The organism is Enterobacter sp. MF024, from assembly GCF_005843915.1.
In the GTDB taxonomy this organism is placed as follows: Bacteria; Pseudomonadota; Gammaproteobacteria; order Enterobacterales; family Enterobacteriaceae; genus Enterobacter; species Enterobacter barmai.
Genome location: NZ_VCBB01000006.1, coordinates 243967 through 267398, shown reverse-complemented (window position 1 = coordinate 267398; position 23432 = coordinate 243967). Strand labels below are relative to the sequence as shown.

Here is a 23432-nt window from a genome sequence, read left to right as displayed (position 1 = left end):
AAATAACACTTAGTGACGCACGCCGTCGTCATCTTCGTCGATGAAATCTTCGTCGTCTTCGTCGTCACCCTCTTCGCCGTTCGGGTCTTCGAAGTAGGTGCCCCAGCCGTCGTATTCCACTTCAAAACGTTCGGCCAGGTCCATCAGCTGTTCAACCTGGGCGTCGATCAGCTCTGCCTTCAGCGCGCCTTCGCTCAGGATATCGCAGCAGATGACAGTGTCGCCCTCTTCCACTTCCAGCTCTTCCGGCTCCGTCACTTCGTAACCCAGGCGGAACGCTTCAACCGCCAGCTTTTCCAGCGCTTCGAAATCATCCGCAGAGAAATGATGCTCGATGGTGTACAGCGCATCCGGATCGCTGCCGTCTTCCAGCAGTTCTTCAATAATCAGTCGCGTCTCTTCGCGCTGTTCTTCCAGCAGTTCTGGGTTTGCCATGGCTCGTTCCTCTTTAAAGTGCGGCAGATACTTCTATTTTCACACACGGATGTGTTTGCCTCCACCTTTGTAAGAAAGATTTGTGAAACGGGGTTGCAAGTGAATATTAATACTTATAAAGTGAATTTTAATTCAATAAGTGGCCTTTGCCATGTGAGGATAAAATGTCTGAACTGTATAAAAAACACTTCCTGAAATTGCTCGATTTTACCCCTGCACAAATCACGTCCCTGCTTGCGCTGTCGGCACAGCTGAAGTCCGATAAGAAAAAAGGCACTGAAGTACAGAAGCTTACTGGCAAAAACATCGCGCTCATCTTCGAAAAAGACTCGACCCGCACCCGATGCTCTTTCGAAGTTGCCGCATTTGACCAGGGCGCACGCGTCACTTATCTCGGGCCGAGCGGCAGCCAGATTGGGCATAAAGAATCAATTAAAGATACCGCTCGCGTGCTGGGCCGGATGTACGACGGCATTCAGTATCGCGGTCATGGCCAGGACGTTGTCGAAACCCTGGCGGAATTTGCCGGTGTGCCGGTGTGGAACGGGCTGACCAACGAGTTCCATCCGACCCAGCTGCTGGCGGACCTGCTCACCATGCAGGAGCATCTGCCGGGCAAGGCGTTTAACGAGATGGTGCTGGTCTATACCGGCGATGCGCGTAACAACATGGGTAACTCGATGCTGGAAGCGGCGGCGCTCACCGGGCTGGATCTGCGTCTGGTTGCGCCCAAAGCCTGCTGGCCGGAAGCGAGCCTGGTAGCAGAGTGCAGCGCGCTGGCAGAAAAGAACGGCGGCAAAATCACCCTGACGGAAGACGTGGCGGCAGGCGCGAAGGGCGCGAACTTTATCTACACCGACGTGTGGGTGTCAATGGGCGAAGCCAAAGAGAAGTGGGCCGAGCGTATCGCCCTGCTGCGTGGCTATCAGGTGAATGCCCAGATGATGGCGCTCACCGGCAACCCGGACGTCAAGTTCCTGCACTGTCTGCCAGCGTTCCACGACGACCAGACGACGCTCGGCAAGCAGATGGCGAAAGAGTTCGATCTGCACGGCGGGATGGAAGTGACGGACGAGGTATTTGAATCTGCGGCAAGCGTGGTATTTGATCAGGCTGAAAACCGCATGCACACCATTAAGGCAGTGATGGTAGCGACGCTTGGGAAGTAGTTTTTCGTGCCCTGACCTCTCCCTCCGGGGAGAGGGAACAAATTGATTTTCCTGCCCAAAAAAGGTACGTTTTCGCCTTAATTCCAGCGCGGATAAGCCGATCTCATGCCTATTATTCAATCTGTTGAACGTGCCTTACAGATCCTCGATCTGTTTAACGAACAGGCGACGGAACTTAAAATCACCGACATCAGTAAACAGATGGGCCTGAGTAAAAGCACCCTTCACTCGCTGCTCAAAACCCTGCAGCTGCACGGCTATATCGATCAGAACCCGGAGAACGGCAAATATCGCCCGGGCATGAAGCTGGTCGAGCGCGGTCACTTCGTGGTGAGCACCATGGATATTCGCCAGAAGGCGAAGCATTTTCTGACCGAGCTGTCGGAGCGCACCGGGCAGACCACCCATCTGGGCATTCTGGACGGGCGCGAAGGGGTCTATATCGAAAAGATTGAAGGCAAGCTGGCGGCCATCGCCTACTCGCGCATTGGCCGTCGCCTGCCGGTGCATGCCACCGCCATCGGCAAAGTGCTGATCGCCTGGCTGAGCGACGCCGAGCTGAATACCCTGCTGGAAGGCTATCAGTACACCACCTTTACTCCGGCGACGCTGGCCTCCCGCGAGGCGCTGCTGGCCGCGCTGGCGCAAACCCGCGAGCAGGGCTATGCCCTGGACAGCGAAGAGAACGAACAGGGGGTGCGCTGCGTGTCGGTGCCGGTGCGTAACCATGAGTCCCGGGTCATCGCCGCCCTGAGCCTGTCGACCTTAACCTCCCGCGTGGACGACGAGGAACTGGCCCGCTTTCGCGAGCAGCTGCAGGAGGCCGGGCGCCAGCTCTCACGCGCGCTGGGCTACCCGGCCTGAGCCGTTATACCGGCTCGTAGGTGAAGTAGTCGAAGTCGGCGTGGCACCCGTCGCCGCTGATATCTTCGCAGTGCAGCCCGACAAAGGCCCCGGTAAAGAATCCACGTCCGCCGATATAGTCATCCGACAGCTTCCACGCCTCATAGGTGACGGGCACGGTCTGCCACGTCTCGCCGTCAAAGGAGTAGCTGTAGCGGTAGACCAGACGATCGACATCCACCCGCAGCCACACACTTTGCGCCTCATCCGGTACCGGGATCGGCTGCTCGTGCAGCGGCCACGACGGCACGTTGTGGTCGAGCTGGATAACCTTCAGGGTTCTGCCCATCCCCTCCTCATAATCGACAAAGCAGTAGCTCCAGTTTTTGCTGTTGTAGTAGCAGGTTAACCCGGCGCTCTGCTGGAAGTGACGCGGCGAAAACGCCATGCGCGTCTCGGCGCGAAAGGCGACGTGCTGCCAGCGGCGCGCCACGGTGGACTGGGTAAAGGTCGAGTTAAGCGAGTCGTTGCCGTACAGCCGCAGGAAGCCTTTACGCGCCCGCAGCGAGCCAAGTGAGTCGTCGAACGGAATACGCAACGTCTGCAGCTCCGGGTCGAGGCGCTCGCCGTCGAAGTCGTCCCGCCAGGCGTCCTGCGTCACGGCTGCGCTCTCGGTCATCTGCGGGCCCGGCACCGTCACCTGGCCATGTTTCCCCCCTTCGACGTATGGCCAGCCGTCGCGCCATTCGATGCGCGCGATCCCCGTCTCACGCCCCAGGGAGCAGTAGCCCCGCCCGCCGGAGGCCAGCAGCGGAATGCCAGGCAGGCGCTGGGGGCGGCTGGTGAGATACGCCATATACCACTCGCCGGTGTGGGTTTCCAGAAGCGAGCCGTGGCCGCTTTTTTGCAGTGGATTTTCCGGCAGGTGCCAGCTGGTCATCATCGTCACATCGGGGTGCAGCTCATAAGGCCCGTCGATGTTTCTGGCCCGCAGCACCACCACCGCGTGCTCGTAGCTGGTGCCGCCCTCGGCGACCAGCAGATAGTACCAGCCCTCTTTGCGGTAGAGATGCGCCCCTTCGGTGTAGCACAGCGGCGTGCCGGTGAAGAGGGTTTTCCGCTCGGGCGACAGCGTGCGGGTCTGCGGATCAAACTCCTGTATCACGATGGTGTTATGCGGATTGCTGTGGTGGCGCGGCCCCCACGGGCGGTAGAGGTAGTATTTGCGGCCATCGTCGTCATGGAACAGCGAGGGATCGAACCCGCCGTTGCCCATCGGGATCGGCTCGCTCCACGGCCCCTCGATGGAGGGGGCGGTCACCAGGAAGTTGCGCCCGTTTTTCCACGGGGAATCGACAATTTTCACATCGGTATAGAGCAGCCAGAACTGTCCGTCGGCGTAGCTCAGGCACGGCGCCCAGATGCCGCCGGAGTCCGGGTTGCCCTTCATATCCAGCATCGACACGCGATCCAGCGGGGTGCTCACCAGCCGCCAGTTTTTCAGATCGCGGGAGTGGTAAATACGCACGCCCGGGAACCACTCAAAGGTCGAGGTGGCGATGTAGTAATCCTCACCCTGACGGCACATCGACGGGTCAGGGTTGAAGCCGGTCAGGATCGGGTTGGTAATGGTGTACATAGTGCCTCCTGCTTAATGAGATGCCGCCGTCGCCGCGTCAGGGATCGCATCCCCCTGCGCCGCGCGATGTTTGAGTAACTGCTTGCTGATGGCTTCCACCCGCGCATCCGAGAGCTTATAGAACGACAGCATGGTGAACATGCCCACGTAGAGCACCACCGGCACCACGCAGAACAGAATTTTGATGGTGGTTAACACCTCAACCGGCTGCACGCTGTTGCTGGCGGAGTAGTTCACGTACGCCAGGATCCAGCCCACCACCGCGCCGCCGATCGCCAGGCCGATCTTCAGGCTGAACAGGTAGGTGGAGAACACCAGCCCGTCCAGACGACGGCCGCTGCGGCTCTCTTCGTAATCCACCACGTCGGAGGCCATCAGCCACTGCAGCGGCGTGGTGGTGTTAAAGACGAACAGGAACAGGATGTTGAGGGCGAAAATCAGGGCCATATGTTCGGCCGGGGTGAAGAAGATCAGCAGGCTGATCAGGGAGTAAACGACGATGATCCATTTGAAGGCCTTCACCCGGTCGAAACGGCCCAGCAGGCGCGAAGAGCAGAGCGAACCAAACATGGTGGCGATGCTGCCGTAGAGCAGGAACTGGGTCGCCATCTCCGGGTGATCCATCACATATTTCACGAAGTAGAGCGTCGCCCCGCCGCGCACGACGTTGGAACAGGTCGCCATCATCTTGAAGGCGCACATGATCCGCCACTGGCTGTTGCCGAGCAGCAGCTTGAGATCTTTTTTCACCGACGAGCCCGGCTGCACCTCAAAGGTGTAGCGCTCTTTGGTGGTGAAGAAGCAGACGTAGAGCAGCACCACGCCGCAGAGCCCCAGCACGCACATCGCGCCAAAGTAGCCGAGCTGTTCGTTGCCTTTGCCGATGATCCCCACCAGCGGCAGGGCAATACCGCTGATCGCCAGCGATCCGGCTGCGGCAAGGAAGAATCGCCACGACTGCATGGCGTGACGCTCTTTCGGATCGGCGGTGATCACCCCCGGCATGGCGCAGTACGGCACGTTAACGAAGGTATAAACCAGGGTCAGCAGGATGTAGGTGACGCAGGCGTAAATAATTTTGCCGTTGGCGGAGAAATCCGGGGTGTAGAAGGTGAGCATGCAGACGATGCCAAACGGGATCGCCCCCCACAGCAGGAACGGGCGGAACTGGCCGTGGCGGGTGCGGGTGCGGTCCACCAGCAGCCCCATCAGCGGGTCGGTCACCGCATCCAGCACGCGGGAGACCAAAAACAGCGTGCCCATAATCCCGGCCGATAAGCCAAACACATCGGTGTAGAAATAGGCGAGCAGGAACATGGTCGCCTGCCAGACAAAGCCGCAGGCGGTGTCACCCAGCCCGTAGCCAATTTTATCTTTCATGGTTAATTGCATCATCAGAAATACACCCTTATTTAGTGTGCTGAATTCACAACATCGTGTTAATAGAGTGTAATGAGCTGTTCAATTAACCAGCAATGGTCATATCTTGTTTCTGAATTACGTTATTTTGCTTTTGTGATACTCCTCGAAATAAGGTAAATATCTGTTTTTAGGTAATTAATAACAGACACAACAAAGCCGTCCGCGGAATATTTCCGCAGACGACAAAAGTGATAAATATAATTAAAGTCCGAGCGCTTTTTTGCCGGCGTTAATTACCTCAATGATTTTATCGGTGTCGTAAATACAGCCTTTCCAGGTGCCGCCGCTGACCGACTGTAATGCGGCCCACAGGCGCGTATCGTCCGGTAAAAATTCATGGGCGTGCAGATCAGGGTGCGGCTCACGACGGGCCAGCTCCATCGCCCCCTCCAGCGGGGTGAGCGGTACCTGTGCCGTGCCGATAAAATTCACGCTGCCGGTCAGGGCCAGACGGTCCACCGCAATTTCGATAATGTCGTTGTCCCGCAGCTTGCCAATCGGCCCGCCGGCCAGCGCTTCGGGGGCGACGTGACCAAAACAGGCCCCGGTGGAGACGCCCGAGAAGCGGGCATCGGTGATCAGCGACACCGTTTTACCCCAGGAGATGTGTTTCAGCGCCGAGGTCAGCTGGTAGGTCTCTTCCATGCCAGTACCGGACGGCCCGCCGCCGATCACCACCATGATGTCGCCCTGCTCAATCTCGCCGCTTTTGATCGCCTTGATCGCCCGGGCTTCCGAGACAAACACCCGCGCCCGGCCGGTGTGACGGTAGACGCCGTCCTCCCCCACCACCGACGGGTCGATGGCCGTGGCCTTGATCACCGAGCCTTCCGGGGCGATGTTACCCATCGGGAAGGCCACCGTGGAGGTGAGCCCGCGGGCTTTAGCGCGCTCCGGCGGCAGGATCACGTCATCCGGTTCAACGCCGTCCTGCTCGCGCAGGCACTGGCGGAAGCGTTCCCGCCGTTCAGAGGCCTGCCACCAGTCGAGGTTTTCCCCCACCGTCTGACCGGTAACGGTCATGGCATCCAGATGCAGCAGGCCGAGATCGCGCAGATGGAGCATCACCTCCGGCACGCCGCCCGCGAGGAACGCCCGCACCGTCGGGTGATAATCCGGCCCGTTCGGCAGGACGCTCACCAGTCGTGGCACTTTGCGGTTGATCCGCGTCCAGTGCTCCACGTCAGGAATGGTGCAGCCCGCCGCGTGGGCGATGGCCGGTATGTGCAGCAGCAGGTTGGTGGAGCCCCCGAACGCGGCGTGGATCACCATCGCGTTCTCAATCGCTTTATCGGTGAGAATATCCCGGGTGGTGATGCCGCGGTTATCCAGCTCAAATACCGCCCGGGCGGACTGGCGGGAGATCTCCAGCCACACGTCCTGGCCTGACGGCGCCAGCGCCGAGTGCGGCAATGCCAGGCCTAAGGCTTCGGCCACCACCTGTGAGGTGCCTGCGGTGCCGAGGAACTGACAGCCGCCGCCCGGCGAGGCGCAGGCGCGACAGCCCAGCTCGGCGGCCTCCTGCAAAGAGAGTTCATGGTTAGCGTACCGCGCGCCGATGGTCTGCACTTTACCCGCATCTTCGCCGAACGTCGGCGGCAGCGTGGCACCACCCGGCACCAGAATGGTCGGCAGGTTGTGCATCGCGGCCAGGGCGATCATGGTGGCGGGCAGGCCTTTGTCGCAGGTGGCGACGCCAATCACCGCCCGGCGCGTGGGCAGGGAGCGGATCAGACGGCGAAACACGATTGCCGCATCGTTGCGGTACGGCAGGGAGTCAAACATCCCGTGGGTGCCCTGGGAGCGGCCATCGCAGGGATCGCTGACGAAGGCGGCAAAGGGGATCCCGCCGTTGCGGGTGATCTCTTTTGCCGCCGCCTGCATCTGCAGGCCAATCTCCCAGTGGCCGGTGTGGTAACCCAGCGCGACCGGGCGGCCATCTCCGGCGCGGATCCCGCCCTGGGTGCAGATAATCAGCACCTCTTTGCCGGTGAGCTTATTCGCATCCCAGCCCATTCCGGCGTTTTGCGTCATGCCAAACAGATTGCCGCTGGGGGATTCCATCAGCATCTGCGGGGTCAGGGGCAGCGCCCCCTGCGGCCCGGCCGCGTGGGTGATCACCGAATAGAAGGCGTCATCCTGCGGGGTAAAAATGGTTTCTATCGACATCGTGACCTTCCGGCTTCAGCAGAGCTTGAGCTGTTGCAGCAGCGTTTTCAGCTGCGCCTTGCGCGCGTCGTTCAGCGGACCGGCTGGCGGCAGCACGTGGGTGGAGACCGGGCGTACGCAGAGGGCAATCGCCTCTTTAATCACGTTCACAAACGGTGTATCCAGCTGATACATCTGCGGAATTTGCAGCATGGTTTGATGATACTGCGCCGCCCGGGCCAGGTCGCCGTCGCGGAACGCCTGCAGCAGTTTGACCGACACCTGCGGCGCGAAGTTACCGCTGGCGGAGATCGCCCCGTCGCCGCCCAGCAGCAGGGTGTTGAACAGGTGATCGTCGTAGCCGCACAGCACCACAAAGTTCGGATGCGCCGCTTTAACGGTAAGCACCATGCTGCGCAGATGGGCCACGGAATCGATAGTGTCTTTGATCCCGACGATATTGGCCCGGGAGTCCACCAGGGTTTTGACCAGCTGCGGGGTCAGATCCTGCCCGGTCAGCGCCGGGAAGTTATAGAGGATCACAGGCAGGGTCACGCTGTCGGCCACCTGTTCAAAGTAGCGGATCAGGTTCGCTTCAGACACTTTCCAGTAGTAGGGGTTGATCACCACGATGCCGTCGGCGCCCGCCTGCTGGGCGTGCTGGCTCAGCTCGATAGTTTCCCGGGCGTTAGTGCCCCCGGTACCGATCAGCACCGGCACGCGACGGTTCACGTGGGCGATGGCAAATTCGGCGATCGCTTTGCGCTCGGCGGTGTTGAGCTGCGAAAACTCGCCGCCGCTGCCCAGGAAGAACAGGCCATCGACACCGGCGTCGATCATATGGTCGATGAGCGCAGCGCTGCCGGGTTTATCCAGCTTGCCGTCGGCGGTGAAAATGGTGGAGACAGGGGGAATAATGCCCGAGAACTGCACGGTCTGCTGCATGAGATCTCCTTGCTGAATCATTTTGTTCTACATTATAGAACAGTGTTCGTTTATTTAACGATCATACTATGACGCAGAAAAAGCGCAGGTAAATGAGAGGAGAACAGGGAGTGCGGGAAATTTAAGCTGGATCACAAATTTTTTTTCCCCTCACCCCGACCCTCTCCCCATAGGGGCGAGGGGGAAAAGACCGCACCGTGCAGTCCCCTCTCCCCAAAGGGCCGAGGGGTAAAAGACCGCACCGTGCAGTCCCCTCTCCCCTCTGGGGAGAGGGTTAGGGTGAGGGGTGATGGTGAAGGGTATTTACCCTACCAACATCTTCACCACCACCTTGCGCACCTGCGCCGGGTTGCCTACCGCGCACAGCGGCTTGTGGACTTCGCCCGGATAGAAGACCACGAAATCGCCTTCACTCAGCACCACAGTTTTTTCCTGCTCGCCTTCCGGCAGAAACGCGATGTCTTTGTCCGCCAGCCAGTCGGTGTCCGGCGTGCCGTTTGGCAAGGTGCTGAAGGTCATCCCCTCCTGGCCTTTCAGCACGATCTGAATGTCCAGATAGCGGGCGTGATACTCCGCGCGACGCTCGGCGAACGGCTGGGTCATGTCTTCAGAAACCAGATAGAACAGGTTGTTGCCGTCGATGTCGTGTTTGCCGGTCGGCGTGGCGTCTGTCACATGCGCTTTAACGTGTTCGATCGCCTGACGCAGCGCTTGCGGCAGCCAGGACTGGAGGTTGTGGATGTTGCCAACGATCATGTTTAAATCCTCATTATAAAACACCGTTTCATTTTCAACTTTTATACGAGAATTTCAGCTGCCATACCACCACTTTTTAGTGGGGATTTGCTCTTGCGCATAACCATGCATGCGGAAACCTTTACGTTGCGTAAAGTGTGCATTATTCGCTTGATCGATGATTCAGGCTGCGTATAATGCCCCACAATTTGCCAGGAGGAAGCATGCTCAAACATGTACGACAGAGTGCCCCAGCGCGTCTTAAATCAGACGCTGGCCTGCCGTTTTTCTTCCCGTTGCAATCCCTATTCCAGAAGCCCCTCATTTGAGGGGCTTTTTTTTGCCCGGCGTCAGGAGAGAAAAATGAATCCGCTTTATCAAAAACACATCATTTCCATCAACGACCTCAGCCGTGAAGAGCTGGAGCTGGTTCTGGCAACCGCGGCAAAACTGAAAGCCAATCCGCAACCGGAGCTGCTGAAGCACAAGGTGATCGCCAGCTGCTTCTTCGAAGCCTCCACCCGTACCCGCCTGTCGTTTGAGACCTCCATTCACCGCCTGGGCGCAAGCGTGGTGGGCTTCTCCGACAGCAGCAACACGTCGCTTGGCAAAAAAGGCGAAACCCTGGCGGACACCATCTCGGTGATCAGCACCTACGTCGACGCTATCGTGATGCGTCACCCGCAGGAGGGCGCGGCCCGTCTGGCAACCGAGTTTTCCGGCGGTATTCCGGTGCTGAACGCCGGTGACGGGGCAAACCAGCATCCGACCCAGACCCTGCTGGATCTGTTCACCATTCAGGAGACCCAGGGCACGCTTGAGAACCTGAACATCGCCATGGTCGGCGACCTGAAATATGGCCGTACCGTCCACTCCCTGACCCAGGCGCTGGCGAAATTCAACGGCAACCGCTTTTACTTTATCGCCCCGGACGCGCTGGCGATGCCGCAGTACATCCTCGATATGCTGGATGAGAAAGGCATTCAGTGGAGCCTGCACGCCAGCATCGAAGAGGTGATGGGCGACGTGGATATTCTCTATATGACCCGCGTGCAGAAAGAGCGTCTGGATCCGTCGGAGTACGCCAACGTCAAGGCGCAGTTCGTTCTGCGCGCCAGCGACCTCGAAGGCGCACGCAACAACATGAAGGTGCTGCACCCGCTGCCGCGTATCGATGAGATCACCACCGACGTGGATAAGACGCCGCACGCCTGGTACTTCCAGCAGGCCGGGAATGGCATCTTCGCCCGCCAGGCGTTACTGGCACTGGTTCTGAATCGCGATTTAGCTCTGTAAGGGGAAATGACAATGACACACGATAACAAACTCCAGGTCGAAGCCATCAAACGCGGCACCGTAATTGACCACATCCCCGCGCAGGTGGGCTTTAAGCTGCTGACCCTGTTCAAACTGACCGAAACCGACCAGCGCATCACCATCGGCCTGAACCTGCCTTCCGGCGAGATGGGCCGTAAAGACCTGATTAAAATCGAAAACACCTTCCTGACCGACGAGCAGGTAAACCAGCTGTCGCTGTACGCCCCGGAAGCCACCGTCAACCGTATCGACGACTACGAAGTGGTGGGTAAATCCCGCCCGAGCCTGCCGGAGCGCATTGAGAGCGTGCTGGTGTGTCCGAACAGCAACTGCATCAGCCACGCTGAGCCGGTAAATTCCAGTTTTGCAGTGAAAAAACGCGCCGATGACATCGCGCTCAAATGCAAATACTGTGAAAAAGAGTTTTCCCACAATGTGGTGCTGGCCAACTAATCCCGGTGGTAATGCCTTCCCGGCTCTTTATAATGGCCGGGACATTCATAACGCTGTTATTCAGGAGAAATCATGACCAAAGTACTCGCGACGGAAAATGCACCTGCAGCAATCGGCCCATACGTTCAGGGCGTTGATCTTGGCAGCATGATCATCACCTCCGGCCAGATCCCGGTAAACCCAAAAACCGGTGAAGTGCCGGAAGACGTCTCCGCTCAGGCGCGTCAGTCGCTGGAAAACGTCAAAGCGATCGTCGAATCCGCTGGCCTGAAAGTGGGCGATATCGTTAAAACAACGGTATTCGTAAAAGATCTCAACGACTTCGCCACCGTTAACGCTACATACGAAGCCTTCTTCACCGAGCATAACGCCAGCTTCCCGGCGCGCTCCTGCGTGGAAGTGGCGCGTCTGCCAAAAGACGTGAAAATCGAAATCGAAGCGATCGCCGTGCGCCGCTAATTATTGATTTTGAAAAGTTAAAGGCAGCTTCGGCTGCCTTTTTTATTTTCTGAATACACAGCAAATAATATTCTTCAAGCATTTTCACCGTTATTTTTCGCCGCCGCCTGAAATGATTAATTTTTTATTCCAGAGGAGACTAGCCCTGCCTAAATAATTAATCCCCTCTTTAATGGAATAAAAATGAAACTGTCTAAAATTGCGTTGGCACTTGCCACACTCACGGTTGCTTCATCGGCTTTAGCGCATGGTTATGTTGATACTCCGGCCAGCCGTGCCTATATGTGTAAGCTCGGTAAGAATATCGATTGCGGTTCTGTACAATATGAACCACAGAGTGTAGAACGCACATCTGGCTTCCCGACTGGCGCACTGCCGCCAGATGGTCAGCTGGCCAGCGCCGGTATCTCCCAGTATTCCCAGCTCGATCGCCAGAGCATGAACGCCTGGACTAAAACGCCTATTACTGCGGGTGCGAATAAATTTACCTGGTATCACACCGCTCCGCATAAAACCACCAACTGGCGCTGGTATATTACTAAACAAGACTGGAATCCTAATAAACCGCTGACCCGCGATCAATTTGAATCCACACCATTCTGTACCGTTAACGGTAATGGCCAGACGCCAGCTGTTCGTCAGGATATGACCTGTAACGTGCCACAGCGTACCGGCTACCAGGTTATTTACGCGGTATGGGAAATTGCAGATACCACTAACAGTTTCTACCAGGCTATCGACGTTGATTTCGGTAACGGCGGCAACGTGATCCCTGACGATGAGACTCCGGCTCAGGTATCCGAGTGGACGAAAACCCTGGACGGCCAGATCGCCGGGAATAACGTGAATGCAGGCGATAAAATCATTGCCCGCTTCTTCGATGCTAACGGCGAAGTCGCCTCCATGCGTACCGAACTGACCGTGGCTTCTGCATCCCAGGGTCAGGCAAGCCAGTGGTCCTTCGATCTGGCGCAGGCGATTAACGCCGCGCACAGCGATGTCCGTGTCGGTGTGAAGGACGAAAGCGGCGTGGTGAACCCGGTTCACGGCGCGAACAACGTCTATGTGAAAGATGGCAGCACGCTGAAATCCGTAGCGATCTCCTATGAAGAGCAGCAGGCGCAGGTGAGCGAAAACATCGCCGTCACCAACGTGCAGTTCTCCAAAATCAAGAACGGCGCAGCAACCGTAACCTTCCACGTGAACACCCAGGGTGATGTCAGCCTGGAAGCCAGTGCGTTAAACCACGCGGGTGCGGAAAAAGGCTACCTGAAGCAGGACATGAACAACGCCAACCAGGACGTGACCATGAACCTGACTGACGTGACTGCCGGCCACCACATGCTGAAATACTTCGCCACCAACAAAGATGGCGTGCTGTTCGCCCAGGATGTGATCGATATGATGCTGGAAAACGAAGCGTCATCCGATACCGCGGGTAAATACGACTATACCTTCCCGCAGAACCTCTCTTCCTACAAGGCAGGCACCGTGGTACTGCAGCCGAAAAATGGCAAAACTTACCAGTGTAAGAAAGCGCCATACAGCGGCTACTGCGTGCAGTATTCCGCTGGCTCTAACCAGTTCGAACCGGGTGTCGGTTCTCACTGGCAGATGGCGTGGACTCTGAAGTAATACGTTGAGGATTGTGCGGTCTGTGTGCCGGGCGGCGCTTCGCTTGCCCGGCCTACGTGACCGCAGAATTATGCAGGTTTTCCAGGCCCGGTAAGGCGAAGCCGCCACCGGGCGTTTTTTTACTGATTGCGCGTTGCGCGCAGCAGTTTCTCCAGCGGATACACCGCCGCAATCACCACTTCATCCTGAATCTGCGCCGCTTTATCCAGCTCGCCCTGAATCGACGCAATCTCCGTATCATCCAGCGTTCCCTGACGCGCCACCAGATCCGTTAAGCGCAGCCCAATCGTCGCCAGCTTATCCACCGTCTGAATCACCGGTTTGATCGCTTTCAGCTGATAGCTGTTTTCAGCCAGCGCCAGCGCGTCCGGAGTGTTGGTCTGCCAGCGGCTAAACAGATGGCGCAGCGACTCCGCGCTTTCGCTGTCTTCGGCATCGCTCACCAGCCGTTCCACCCAGTGGTTCATCTGCCGCACCGTATTGCTCTCCGGCGATAGCGCGTCGGCCAGGCGGTTCAGCGGCTCAAACAGATCGTAATTCCCGGCCTGGAACTTGAGATGGTTACGGGTGTAATACTGCGCAGGCTCCAGCGCCTGGGCGAGGATCGTCAGCGCCAGCGTGTCGGTGGTGTTGCCGAGCCGCGTGAACTGCACCTGCTGGCGGGCATGCTGCTGCAGCCCCACCGATACCGTCGACCAGCTGTCCATCGCCTGCAGGCGGGTGTACATGTTGTCGATATCGTTCACCTCCTGGGCCGACCACAGCCGCTCCGCCACCGCAAACGCCCGCGGCCAGAGCTTAATATCCAGCACCGGCGCAGAGACGTTTTCCGCCCACAGCGCCGCCTCGCCGCCCAGCAGATTGGCCTGCTGGCTGGCATCCGGCACCGCCGGGGCGATCCCTTCCGGCACCGCGTCCAGCCGCTGGCCTGTCACCGGGTAACGGCTGTTGCCGAGCAGGAAATAGCCGTCGATCTTGTCGTCTTTCACCGTCACCACCGGACGAGTCTCCCCCATCCAGGTGTCCACGGTGAAGCTCACCTGGTTGTCGCTGCGCCATTCGATATTCTGCACCGCCCGCCGGGATTTGCCGCTGAAATCGATAAAGCCGCGCCAGCCCGCCTCGCCTTTCACCAGCGTGAAGCTGCCCTCCACCGGCTTGCCCTTCAGGCGCGGCAGGGTGAATGACCAGCTCTGGGCGCTGTCGCTGTCGGTAATGACGTCCACATTGTTCAGCCCCTGCGGCACGATCTCATTGCGGTAGTGATAGGCCGTGTACTGGGGCTGATCGAGGTAAAAGCCCGTCGAGAGGATCCCCTTGTAGCCTTTTTTTGCCACCTCACCCAGCGCGTCCTGCCCCTGCCAGGACTGGATCAGAATGCTTTTCGGCAGATCCGGGTGGTAGATCTCATCCCAGCCCACCATCTGGCGCTGGTTTTTTTCGAGGATCGTCTCCAGCTTGCGGTTGAAGTACGCCTGCAGCGCGTGGCTGTCGGCCAGCTTGTTGTCGCGCATAAACTGCTGGATGGCCGGGTTATTTTTCCACTGGGTGTCGTCCACCTCATCGCCGCCGATGTGCAGATAGGGATCCGGGAAGATCGCCGCCAGTTCGGCGATCATCGCCCCGGCAAAGGCGTAGGTGGCCTCTTTGGTAGGATCCATTACCGGCTTGAGCACGCCCCAGTGGCGCTCCATCTGGTACGGCCCCGGGGCGCTCATCAGCTCCGGATAGGCCACGGCGATGGCCGACGCATGGCCTGGCATGTCAATTTCCGGCACCACGCGAACGCCACGCGCGGTGGCGTAGCGCACCACGTCGCGCATCTGATCCTGGGTGTAGAACAGCCCGTCGCTGGCAAGTTCGGTCAGTTTCGGGTAGCGCTTCGAGGCAAATCGCCAGCCCTGATCGTCGGTTAAGTGCCAGTGCAGCACGTTGAGCTTCGCCGCCGCCATGCCGTCGATCTGGCGTTTGATGTCATCCAGCGGAATAAAGTGGCGGGCGGAGTCGAGCAGCAGGCCGCGCCACGGGAAGCGCGGGGCATCCTCAATGGCGACCCATGGCAGAGAGGTATTTTCTGAACCGTTCTGGATCAGCTGGAGCAGGGTTTCCATCCCCCGCAGCGCGCCGAAACGGGTATTGGCGGCAATTGAAACCCCGCTGGCGTCGACGGTGAGCTTATAGCTTTCATCGCTGTCCGGTTTCGGTAGCGGGGCCACCTTACGGGCGATGGCGATGGTGACGGTCGGTTTTTCCGGCTTATCCGCCTGAGGCTGGAGCGTCCAGCCGGTTTGCAGCGCCACGCGCTGGCGCAGACGGGCAACCGCATCGCCGAGATCGTCCCCGGCGACGCTGACCTGGAAATTATTGTTGATGACCAGCGCCCCCTGGGTGGCAGGACGTTCCACTTTCGCAGGCCAGGGCATCAGAGGGAGATCGCCTGCCGGGGCGGCAAACGCGGAAAAGCCGAGCATAAGCCCGGCGGTTAAGAGGCTGTACCGTAACATGAATGTTCCTTATTTGACGGGCCGAAAAAAGGCAAAACATTCTGTTAACATGTGCGCAAATTAGCGTCAAGCACGGCGGATGACGGAGATCACAGGTTGTTGAATTTGGGAGAAAACGGAGCCCCTCACCCCGGCCCTCTCCCCAAAGGGGCGAGGGTGTAATCGTCCCCTCTCCCCTATGGGGAGAGGGTTAGGGTGAGGGGTAGATTTTTCACTGCCACCCGTACCGGCGGCTATAGAATCCTTTCACCAACTGCGTCAGCACCATATACCCGGCGAGGATCGCCACCAGCCACGGGAAGTAGCTGAGCGGCAGCGCCTGCAGTTGCAGATAGCCCGCCAGCGGCGAGAACGGCAGCGCGATGCCGAGCACCATCACCAGGCCGGTCATCAGGATCAGCGGCCAGGCGGCACGGCTCTGGAGGAACGGAATGCGGCGGGTGCGGATCATATGCACAATCAGCGTTTGCGACAGCAGCCCGACCACGAACCAGCCGGACTGGAACAGGGTCTGCTGTTCCGGGGTATTAGCGTGGAACACAAACCACATCAGGCAGAAGGTCAGAATGTCAAAGATGGAGCTGATCGGGCCGAAAAAGAGCATGAAACGGCCCAGTTCTGCCGGGTCCCAGCGCTGCGGCTTCTGGATCTGATCCTCGTCGACGTTATCAAACGGGATCGCCACCTGGGAGATGTCGTACATCAGGTTCTGGATCAGCAGATGCAGCGGCAGCATCGGCAGGAACGGCAGGAACGCGCTCGCCACCAGCACGCTGAAGACGTTGCCGAAGTTGGAGCTGGCGGTCATTTTGATGTACTTGAGCATGTTGGCGAAGGTGCGGCGGCCTTCGATCACCCCCTCTTCCAGCACCATCAGGCTCTTCTCCAGCAGAATGATATCCGCCGCTTCCCGGGCGATATCCACCGCCCCGTCCACCGAAATACCGATATCCGCCGCTCGCAGCGCGGGGGCATCGTTAATGCCATCCCCCATAAAGCCCACCACGTGCCCCTCGCGCTTCAGCAGGGTGACGATGCGCTCTTTGTGCATCGGCGTCAGGCGCGCAAACAGCGTGGTGCGCTTAGCGAGCAGTGCCAGCGCGTCGTCAGTCAGCGCTTCAATCTCGCTGCCCGTCACCACCTCGCCCGCGTCCAGGCCCACTTCGCGGCACACTTTCGCCGCCACCAGCTCGCTGTCGCCGGTGAGGATTTTCACCGTGATGCCGCTCTCTTTCAGCGCCTTTAACGCTGGCGCCGTGGTCTCTTTCGGCGGATCGAGGAAGGCGATGTAGCCCTCGAGGATCAGATCCGATTCATCGATGCGCTGGTAATCGCCCTCGCGGGCCGGCAGAAACTTGCTGGCCACCGCCACCACGCGCAGCCCCTGGCGGTTGAGGTTGTCGGTCACGCGCCGGATGCGCCGCAGCATGCTTTCGTCCAGCGGGACAATCTCGCCGTGATGCCGTACCTGGGTAGAGACATTCAGGATCTCCTGCAGCGCCCCTTTGCAGATCAGCAGATGCACGCCCTGCTCTTCACTCACCACCACCGACATGCGTCGACGCTCGAAATCAAAGGGGATCTCATCCACTTTCTGCCAGCGGGTCGAGAGGGTGCGGGCGGCAGCTTCGTCCACCCCTTCCAGCACCGCAACGTCGAGCAGGTTTTTCAGCCCGGTCTGGTAGTGGCTGTTCAGCCACGCGGTTTCCAGCACCCGCTCGCAAATCTTGCCCGAAACGTCGGTGTGGTGCTCCAGCACGATCTTGTCCTGGGTCAGAGTCCCGGTTTTGTCGGTGCAGAGGATGTCCATCGCGCCAAAGTTCTGAATGGCGTCGAGGTGTTTGACGATCACCTTTTGCTTCGAGAGTTTTACCGCCCCGCGCGCCAGGGTCGAGGTGACAATCATCGGCAGCATCTCCGGGGTGAGCCCCACCGCCACCGAGAGGGCAAACAGCGCCGCTTCCCACCAGTCGCCTTTGGTGTAGCCATTAATCAGCAGCACAATGGGGGTCATCGCCAGCATAAAGCGGATCAGCAGCATGCTGACGCGGCCAATCCCCTGCTGGAAGGCGTTCGGCTCACTCTCCTGCTCGCTGACGCGCCCGGCCAGCTGTCCAAACCAGGTGTTGCCCCCTGTCGCGATCACCATCGCCTGCGCCGTACCGCTCACCACCGTGGTGCCCATAAAGCACAGGGTGTCGCACTCGAGCGGGTTGCTCTGCTGCGGATCGCGGCTGTGGGCCACCTTCTCCACCGGCAGGGATTCACCGGTCAGCGAGGCCTGCGCCACGAACAGGTCGCGCGCCTGAAGGATACGCAGGTCCGCCGGGATCATGTCCCCGGCCGCCAGCTTAACCAGATCCCCTGGCACCAGCTGATCGATGGGTATCTCCTGCCAGCCGCTTTCGCCTTTGTCGTTGAGGGTGCGCAGGACGGTGGCGGTGTTGCTGACCATCGCCTTCAGGGCATCCGCCGCGCGGGTTGAACGGGCTTCCTGAATGAAGTTCAGCAGCGTGGAGATGCCCACCATCAGGGCGATCACCCCGGCGGCAAACAGGTCTTCGGTGGCATAGGAGATAACTCCCAGCACCGTCAGCAGCAGGTTGAAAGGATTGCGGTAGCAGGTCCACAGATGAACCCACCAGCGGGCCGGTTTTTGCGCCGGGATTTCATTCTTGCCATGGCGGGCACGGGCGATCCCCACCTCTGTGGCATTCAACCCTTCCGGGTGGCTGGCGAATGCGTGCCAGAGCGCATTCTCTTTCATTGCGGCGACCCGCAGGCAGTGGGCGGCAAGCGCGCCGGGAACAGCGGCATCGGTTTTACCGGTTGCCATTGGCGCACGCTGCACCAGACGACGCGGCAGATGGCGGCTCAGCCGGGTGAACAGCTGTTGGGTGAAATTTTTGAACATACGAAGTCCCCCGCACCCGTAAAAAACGGGCGCAGTCTTGCCATCAGACGTGACAAAGCCACGCCTGAGCGGCGATATCAACTATGCAGGGACGGATAAAACGTCACTGCCTTACGCATCCGGTAAGGCAGGAAGAGACTTACCGGGGTAAAAGGGTTCTCCCTGTCGGGAGAGGGGTGGGATCGGGATCCATACGGCCTCCGGTAAGTAAAAAAAGGTAAGTCGGCGCGCAGTATAGTGTTTTAACCATACCGTGAGTGACAATTCGGGCGGTATGATACCGCCCTGGCATTAAACCAAACGTAAACCAGACATTGCCCATTGCACATCGCCATACCCGATTTAGGCTTACTGATTATTTCATTGATGCATAACAGGATATAAAGCATGCAGAACCGCCTCACCATTAAAGACATTGCCCGTCTGAGCGGCGTGGGTAAATCCACCGTCTCGCGGGTGCTGAATAACGAAAGTGGTGTCAGCCAGCGCACGCGCGAGCGCGTCGAGGCGGTAATGGATCAGCACGGTTTTTCCCCTTCCCGCTCGGCGCGCGCCATGCGTGGCCAGAGCGACAAGGTGGTGGCAATCATCGTCACCCGTCTGGATTCGCTGTCGGAAAACCTGGCCGTCCAGACCATGCTGCCCGCCTTCTACGAACAGGGCTACGATCCGATCATGATGGAGAGTAAGTTCTCGCCGCAGATGGTGGAAGAGCATCTCGGGATGCTCAAGCGCCGCAATATCGACGGCGTGGTGCTGTTTGGTTTTACCGGCATCAGTGAAGAGATGCTCACCCCGTGGCAGTCCTCGCTGGTGCTGCTGGCGCGCGATGCCCGCGGATTTGCCTCGGTATGCTATGACGATGAAGGGGCTATTCACATTCTGATGCAGTGCCTGTATGAGAGCGGCCATCGCCATATCAGCTATCTTGGCGTGCCCCACAGCGACGTCACCACCGGCCAGCGCCGCCATGCTGCGTATCTGGAATTCTGCAAACAGCACGCGCTGCCTGCGGTCGCCGCCTTACCCGGTCTGGGGATGAAACAGGGCTATGAGAAGGTAGCCGACGTGCTGACCCCGCAGACCACCGCGCTGGTCTGCGCTACGGATACTCTGGCTCTGGGTGCAAGTAAGTACTTACAAGAGCAGCGCATCGACAGCCTGCAGCTGGCGAGCGTGGGCAACACGCCGCTGATGAAGTTCCTGCATCCGGAGATCATCACCGTCGATCCGGGCTACGCCGACTCCGGCCGCCAGGCCGCTCTGCAGCTGATTGAGCAGATTAACGGCCGCAGCAAACCACGCCAGATCGTCATTCCCGCCACCCTTTCCTGAGCGTCAAAAGACGCTTTATTGTGATCCTCGCCCGATTTCGGGAACGTTCCCATTTTCGTTAATTGAGGTTAAGAGTAGGCTTGCCACCAGTTATCTTCCTCCCCCTGAACGAGTGTCATGAGGTTTCATGATGAGCAAAGTAAAACAAACGGATATCGACCAGCTGATCCTGCTGGTTGGCGGACGTGACAATATCGCCACGGTCAGCCACTGCATTACCCGCCTGCGTTTTGTGTTAAACGACCCGGCCAAAGCCGACCCGAAAGCCATCGAAGATCTGTCGATGGTAAAAGGCTGCTTCACCAACGCCGGACAATTCCAGGTCGTGATCGGCACCGAAGTGGGCGACTACTACAAGGCGCTGCTGGCGACCACCGGCCACTCCTCGGCTGATAAAGAGCAGGCCAAGAAAGCGGCGCGCCAGAACATGAAGTGGCATGAACAGCTCATTTCACATTTCGCGGAGATTTTCTTCCCGCTGCTGCCGGCGCTGATCAGCGGAGGCCTGATCCTCGGCTTCCGTAACGTGATTGGCGATGTGCCGATGAGCGACGGCAAAACCCTGGCCCAGATGTATCCGGCCCTGCAGAGCATCTATGACTTCCTGTGGCTGATTGGCGAGGCCATCTTCTTCTATCTGCCGGTGGGCATCTGCTGGTCGGCGGTGCGCAAAATGGGCGGTACCCCGATCCTGGGTATCGTACTGGGCGTGACGCTGGTCTCTCCGCAGTTAATGAACGCTTACTTACTTGGACAGCAGGTGCCCGAGGTGTGGAACTTCGGCCTGTTTACCATCGCCAAAGTGGGCTATCAGGCGCAGGTGATCCCGGCCCTGCTGGCTGGCCTGGCGCTGGGGATGATTGAAACCCGCCTCAAGCGCATGGTGCCGGACTACCTCTATCTGGTGGTGGTGCCGGTCTGCTCCCTGATCCTCGCGGTGTTCCTCGCCCACGCCTTTATCGGTCCGTTTGGCCGCATGATTGGCGACGGCGTTGCTTACGCGGTGCGTCACCTGATGACCGGCAGCTTCGCCCCGATTGGCGCCGCGCTGTTTGGCTTCCTGTATGCCCCGCTGGTGATCACCGGCGTGCATCAGACCACCCTGGCCATTGATATGCAGATGATCCAGAGCCTCGGCGGTACCCCGGTGTGGCCGCTGATTGCCCTGTCGAACATTGCCCAGGCCTCGGCGGTCACCGGCATCATCATCGTCAGCCGCAAGCATAACGAGCGTGAAATCTCGGTACCGGCGGCCATCTCCGCCTACCTCGGGGTCACCGAACCGGCGATGTACGGTATCAACCTGAAGTACCGCTTCCCGATGCTGTGCGCCATGATCGGCTCCGGGCTGGCGGGCCTGCTGTGTGGACTGAACGGCGTGATGGCCAACGGCATTGGCGTCGGCGGCCTGCCGGGCATCCTCTCCATCCAGCCGACCTACTGGCAGGTGTTCTCCCTGGCAATGGCCGTGGCGATCATCGTCCCGATGGCGCTGACCACCGTTGTCTATCAGCGCAAGTACCGTCAGGGCGCGTTACAGGCGGTTTAATCTTCTTCGGGGCGCAGTTGCGCCCCCTTCGCATTTGCAGGAACGCATGATGAATACCCTTCCTCACTGGTGGCAAAACGGCGTCATCTATCAGATCTACCCGAAGAGCTTCCAGGACACCACCGGGCGCGGCACCGGGGATCTGCGCGGCGTGACGTCGCGTCTCGACTACCTCAAAACCCTCGGCGTTGACGCCCTCTGGCTGACGCCATTCTACATCTCTCCGCAGGTGGATAACGGCTACGACGTGGCGAACTACGTCAGCATCGATCCGGCCTACGGCACCCTGGACGACTTCGACGAGCTGGTGGCCGAAGCCCATCGCCGCGGAATGCGCATCGTGCTGGATATGGTGTTTAACCACACCTCCACCCAGCACGCGTGGTTCCGCGAGTCGCTGAACCCGCAAAGCCCGTACCGCGAGTTCTATATCTGGCGCGACGGCACCCCGGAGCAGGCGCCTAATAACTGGCGCTCCAAGTTTGGCGGCAACGCCTGGCGCTGGCATGCCGAGAGCGAGCAGTACTATCTGCACCTTTTTGCCCCGGAACAGGCGGACCTGAACTGGGAGAACCCCGAGGTGCGCGCCGAGCTGAAAAAGGTGTGCGAGTTCTGGGCCGATCGCGGCGTGGACGGCCTGCGCCTCGACGTGATTAATCTGATTTCGAAAGATCAGGACTTCCCGGAGGATGAGTTCGGCGACGGTCGCCGCTTCTATACCGACGGGCCGCGTATTCACGACTATCTGCAGGAGATGAGCCGGGACGTCTTCATCCCGCGCAACCTGATGACGGTGGGCGAGATGTCCTCTACCAGCCTGGAACACTGCCAGCAGTACGCGGCGCTGGACGGGCGCGAGCTGTCGATGACCTTTAACTTCCACCATCTGAAGGTGGATTATCCCAACGGCGAGAAGTGGACCCTGGCAAAGCCGGACTTTGTGGCGCTGAAAAGCCTGTTCAGCCACTGGCAGCAGGGGATGCACAACCGGGCGTGGAACGCGCTGTTCTGGTGTAACCACGATCAGCCGCGCATCGTCTCGCGCTTCGGCGACGAGGGAGAGTACCGCGTCCCGGCGGCGAAGATGCTGGCGATGGTGCTGCACGGGATGCAGGGCACGCCCTACATCTACCAGGGTGAAGAGATTGGCATGACCAACCCGCACTTCAGCCGCATCACCGATTATCGCGACGTGGAGAGCCACAACATGTTCGCCGAACTGCGCAACCAGGGACGGGATGCCGACGACCTGCTGGCGATCCTCGCAAGTAAGTCCCGGGATAACAGCCGCACGCCGATGCAGTGGGATGCCTCCCCCAACGCCGGATTCACCACCGGCGAGCCGTGGATTGGGCTGGGCGATAACGCAGAGGCGATCAACGTTGACGCGGCGCTGGCCGATCCCGACTCGGTATTTTACACCTACCAGGCGCTTATCCAGCTGCGTAAAACCCTGCCGGTGCTGACCTGGGGGGATTACCAGGATCTGCTCCCGGATCACCCGTCGCTGTGGTGCTATCGCCGTCACTGGCAGGGCCAGACGCTAATGGTGGTCGCGAACCTGAGCCGCGAGTGCCAGCCGTGGCAGCCGCATTCGGTGGACGGCAAATGGCAGGTGGCGATGAGCAACTATGCCGAGGTGTCCCGGCAGCCTGGCGCCATGACCCTGCGTCCCTTTGAAGCGGTGTGGTGGCTGCAAAACTGATGTTATCCGCCGGGCAGCGCACCCTTGCCCGGCGCACGCTTTTTTTGGTGGAAAATCAACCAGATTAGCGCTTGAAGAATTTACAAACCCCGGATCGCCCGTCATCTGTACACTTCGTTTTTTACCTTGTCCTGAATCAAATAAATCGCAAACAAGTTTGATGCAAATCACTACATATAGAACTTAGAATGCTCGCCGACCCAAGATGTTGTATTCATCGTCTAT

19 protein-coding genes are annotated in these 23432 nt (G+C 59.1%); 11 read left to right on the top strand and 8 right to left on the bottom strand.

The annotated features are described in order from the left end of the window. Positions 1–9: 9 nt before the first annotated feature. Positions 10–435 (bottom strand): ribonuclease E inhibitor RraB, encoded by a 426-nt coding sequence (gene rraB, locus FFB58_RS13370; RefSeq protein ID WP_039030585.1) that lies wholly within the window; start codon positions 433–435, stop codon positions 10–12. A gap of 99 nt (positions 436–534) precedes the next feature. Between rraB and FFB58_RS23075 the strand changes: the two genes are divergently transcribed. From FFB58_RS23075 to FFB58_RS13360, 3 genes are all read left to right on the top strand, one after another. Further along, on the top strand, positions 535–630 hold the full coding sequence (locus tag FFB58_RS23075; protein ID WP_231568142.1) for a hypothetical protein: 96 nt from the start codon (positions 535–537) through the stop codon (positions 628–630). Continuing rightward, complete coding sequence (argF, locus tag FFB58_RS13365; protein WP_138370126.1) at positions 600–1604, top strand: ornithine carbamoyltransferase; 1005 nt, start codon at positions 600–602, stop codon at positions 1602–1604. The genes FFB58_RS23075 and argF overlap by 31 nt, the downstream gene beginning before the upstream one ends. A 105-nt stretch (positions 1605–1709) precedes the next feature. Further along, positions 1710–2468: an IclR family transcriptional regulator gene (locus FFB58_RS13360; protein ID WP_039030588.1), complete on the top strand. Its 759-nt coding sequence runs from the start codon at positions 1710–1712 to the stop codon at positions 2466–2468. A 4-nt stretch (positions 2469–2472) separates the two neighbouring features. Here FFB58_RS13360 and FFB58_RS13355 read toward each other — a convergent pair whose 3' ends face one another. The 5 genes from FFB58_RS13355 to FFB58_RS13335 form a co-directional block, all read right to left on the bottom strand. Further along, the gene (locus FFB58_RS13355) at positions 2473–4086 is read right to left on the bottom strand and encodes a glycoside hydrolase family 43 protein (RefSeq protein ID WP_138370125.1); all 1614 of its coding nucleotides are present in this window, start codon (positions 4084–4086) and stop codon (positions 2473–2475) included. A 12-nt stretch (positions 4087–4098) separates the two neighbouring features. Further along, positions 4099–5481, bottom strand: coding sequence for an MFS transporter (locus FFB58_RS13350; protein ID WP_138370124.1), 1383 nt, complete (start codon positions 5479–5481; stop codon positions 4099–4101). A 228-nt stretch (positions 5482–5709) separates the two neighbouring features. Continuing rightward, the gene (gene yagF / locus FFB58_RS13345) at positions 5710–7677 is read right to left on the bottom strand and encodes a xylonate dehydratase YagF (protein ID WP_138370123.1); all 1968 of its coding nucleotides are present in this window, start codon (positions 7675–7677) and stop codon (positions 5710–5712) included. Between the two features lie 15 nt (positions 7678–7692). Then, complete coding sequence (locus tag FFB58_RS13340) at positions 7693–8601, bottom strand: dihydrodipicolinate synthase family protein (RefSeq protein WP_138370122.1); 909 nt, start codon at positions 8599–8601, stop codon at positions 7693–7695. A 303-nt stretch (positions 8602–8904) separates the two neighbouring features. Next, positions 8905–9357, bottom strand: a complete 453-nt coding sequence (locus FFB58_RS13335) for a YhcH/YjgK/YiaL family protein (protein ID WP_138370121.1) — start codon at positions 9355–9357, stop codon at positions 8905–8907. A 203-nt stretch (positions 9358–9560) separates the two neighbouring features. Between FFB58_RS13335 and FFB58_RS13330 the strand changes: the two genes are divergently transcribed. From FFB58_RS13330 to gbpA, 5 genes are all read left to right on the top strand, one after another. After that, positions 9561–9665 carry a pyrBI operon leader peptide gene (locus tag FFB58_RS13330; RefSeq protein WP_138370120.1) on the top strand — a complete coding sequence of 35 codons (105 nt, stop codon included), beginning with the start codon at positions 9561–9563 and terminating at the stop codon, positions 9663–9665. Positions 9666–9699: 34 nt separating this feature from the next. Beyond that, positions 9700–10632, top strand: a complete 933-nt coding sequence (gene pyrB, locus FFB58_RS13325; protein WP_138370119.1) for an aspartate carbamoyltransferase — start codon at positions 9700–9702, stop codon at positions 10630–10632. Positions 10633–10644: 12 nt separating this feature from the next. Then, a complete protein-coding gene (gene pyrI / locus FFB58_RS13320) occupies positions 10645–11106 on the top strand; it encodes an aspartate carbamoyltransferase regulatory subunit (protein WP_039030593.1) in 462 nt (153 codons plus the stop codon). A 72-nt stretch (positions 11107–11178) separates the two neighbouring features. Then, positions 11179–11565 carry a 2-iminobutanoate/2-iminopropanoate deaminase gene (gene ridA / locus FFB58_RS13315; RefSeq protein WP_039030594.1) on the top strand — a complete coding sequence of 129 codons (387 nt, stop codon included), beginning with the start codon at positions 11179–11181 and terminating at the stop codon, positions 11563–11565. A gap of 183 nt (positions 11566–11748) precedes the next feature. Next, positions 11749–13200, top strand: a complete 1452-nt coding sequence (gbpA, locus tag FFB58_RS13310; RefSeq protein WP_138370118.1) for an N-acetylglucosamine-binding protein GbpA — start codon at positions 11749–11751, stop codon at positions 13198–13200. Positions 13201–13319: 119 nt separating this feature from the next. Here the strand turns inward: gbpA and FFB58_RS13305 are convergent, their stop codons facing one another. Continuing rightward, entirely contained in the window at positions 13320–15704 is a 2385-nt protein-coding gene (locus tag FFB58_RS13305) for a family 20 glycosylhydrolase (RefSeq protein ID WP_138370117.1), read from the bottom strand. A 211-nt stretch (positions 15705–15915) separates the two neighbouring features. After that, on the bottom strand, positions 15916–18618 hold the full coding sequence (mgtA, locus tag FFB58_RS13300; protein WP_138370116.1) for a magnesium-translocating P-type ATPase: 2703 nt from the start codon (positions 18616–18618) through the stop codon (positions 15916–15918). A 387-nt stretch (positions 18619–19005) separates the two neighbouring features. On the opposite strand from mgtA, the gene treR reads away from it, so the two are divergent. The 3 genes from treR to treC all read left to right on the top strand — a co-directional run bounded on the left by treR (position 19006) and on the right by treC (position 23207). After that, positions 19006–19953 (top strand): trehalose operon repressor TreR, encoded by a 948-nt coding sequence (gene treR, locus FFB58_RS13295; RefSeq protein ID WP_039030598.1) that lies wholly within the window; start codon positions 19006–19008, stop codon positions 19951–19953. A 130-nt stretch (positions 19954–20083) separates the two neighbouring features. Beyond that, positions 20084–21502, top strand: coding sequence for a PTS trehalose transporter subunit IIBC (treB, locus tag FFB58_RS13290; RefSeq protein ID WP_039030599.1), 1419 nt, complete (start codon positions 20084–20086; stop codon positions 21500–21502). Between the two features lie 49 nt (positions 21503–21551). Continuing rightward, positions 21552–23207, top strand: coding sequence for an alpha,alpha-phosphotrehalase (gene treC / locus FFB58_RS13285; RefSeq protein WP_138370114.1), 1656 nt, complete (start codon positions 21552–21554; stop codon positions 23205–23207). The last annotated feature ends 225 nt before the right edge of the window (positions 23208–23432 follow it).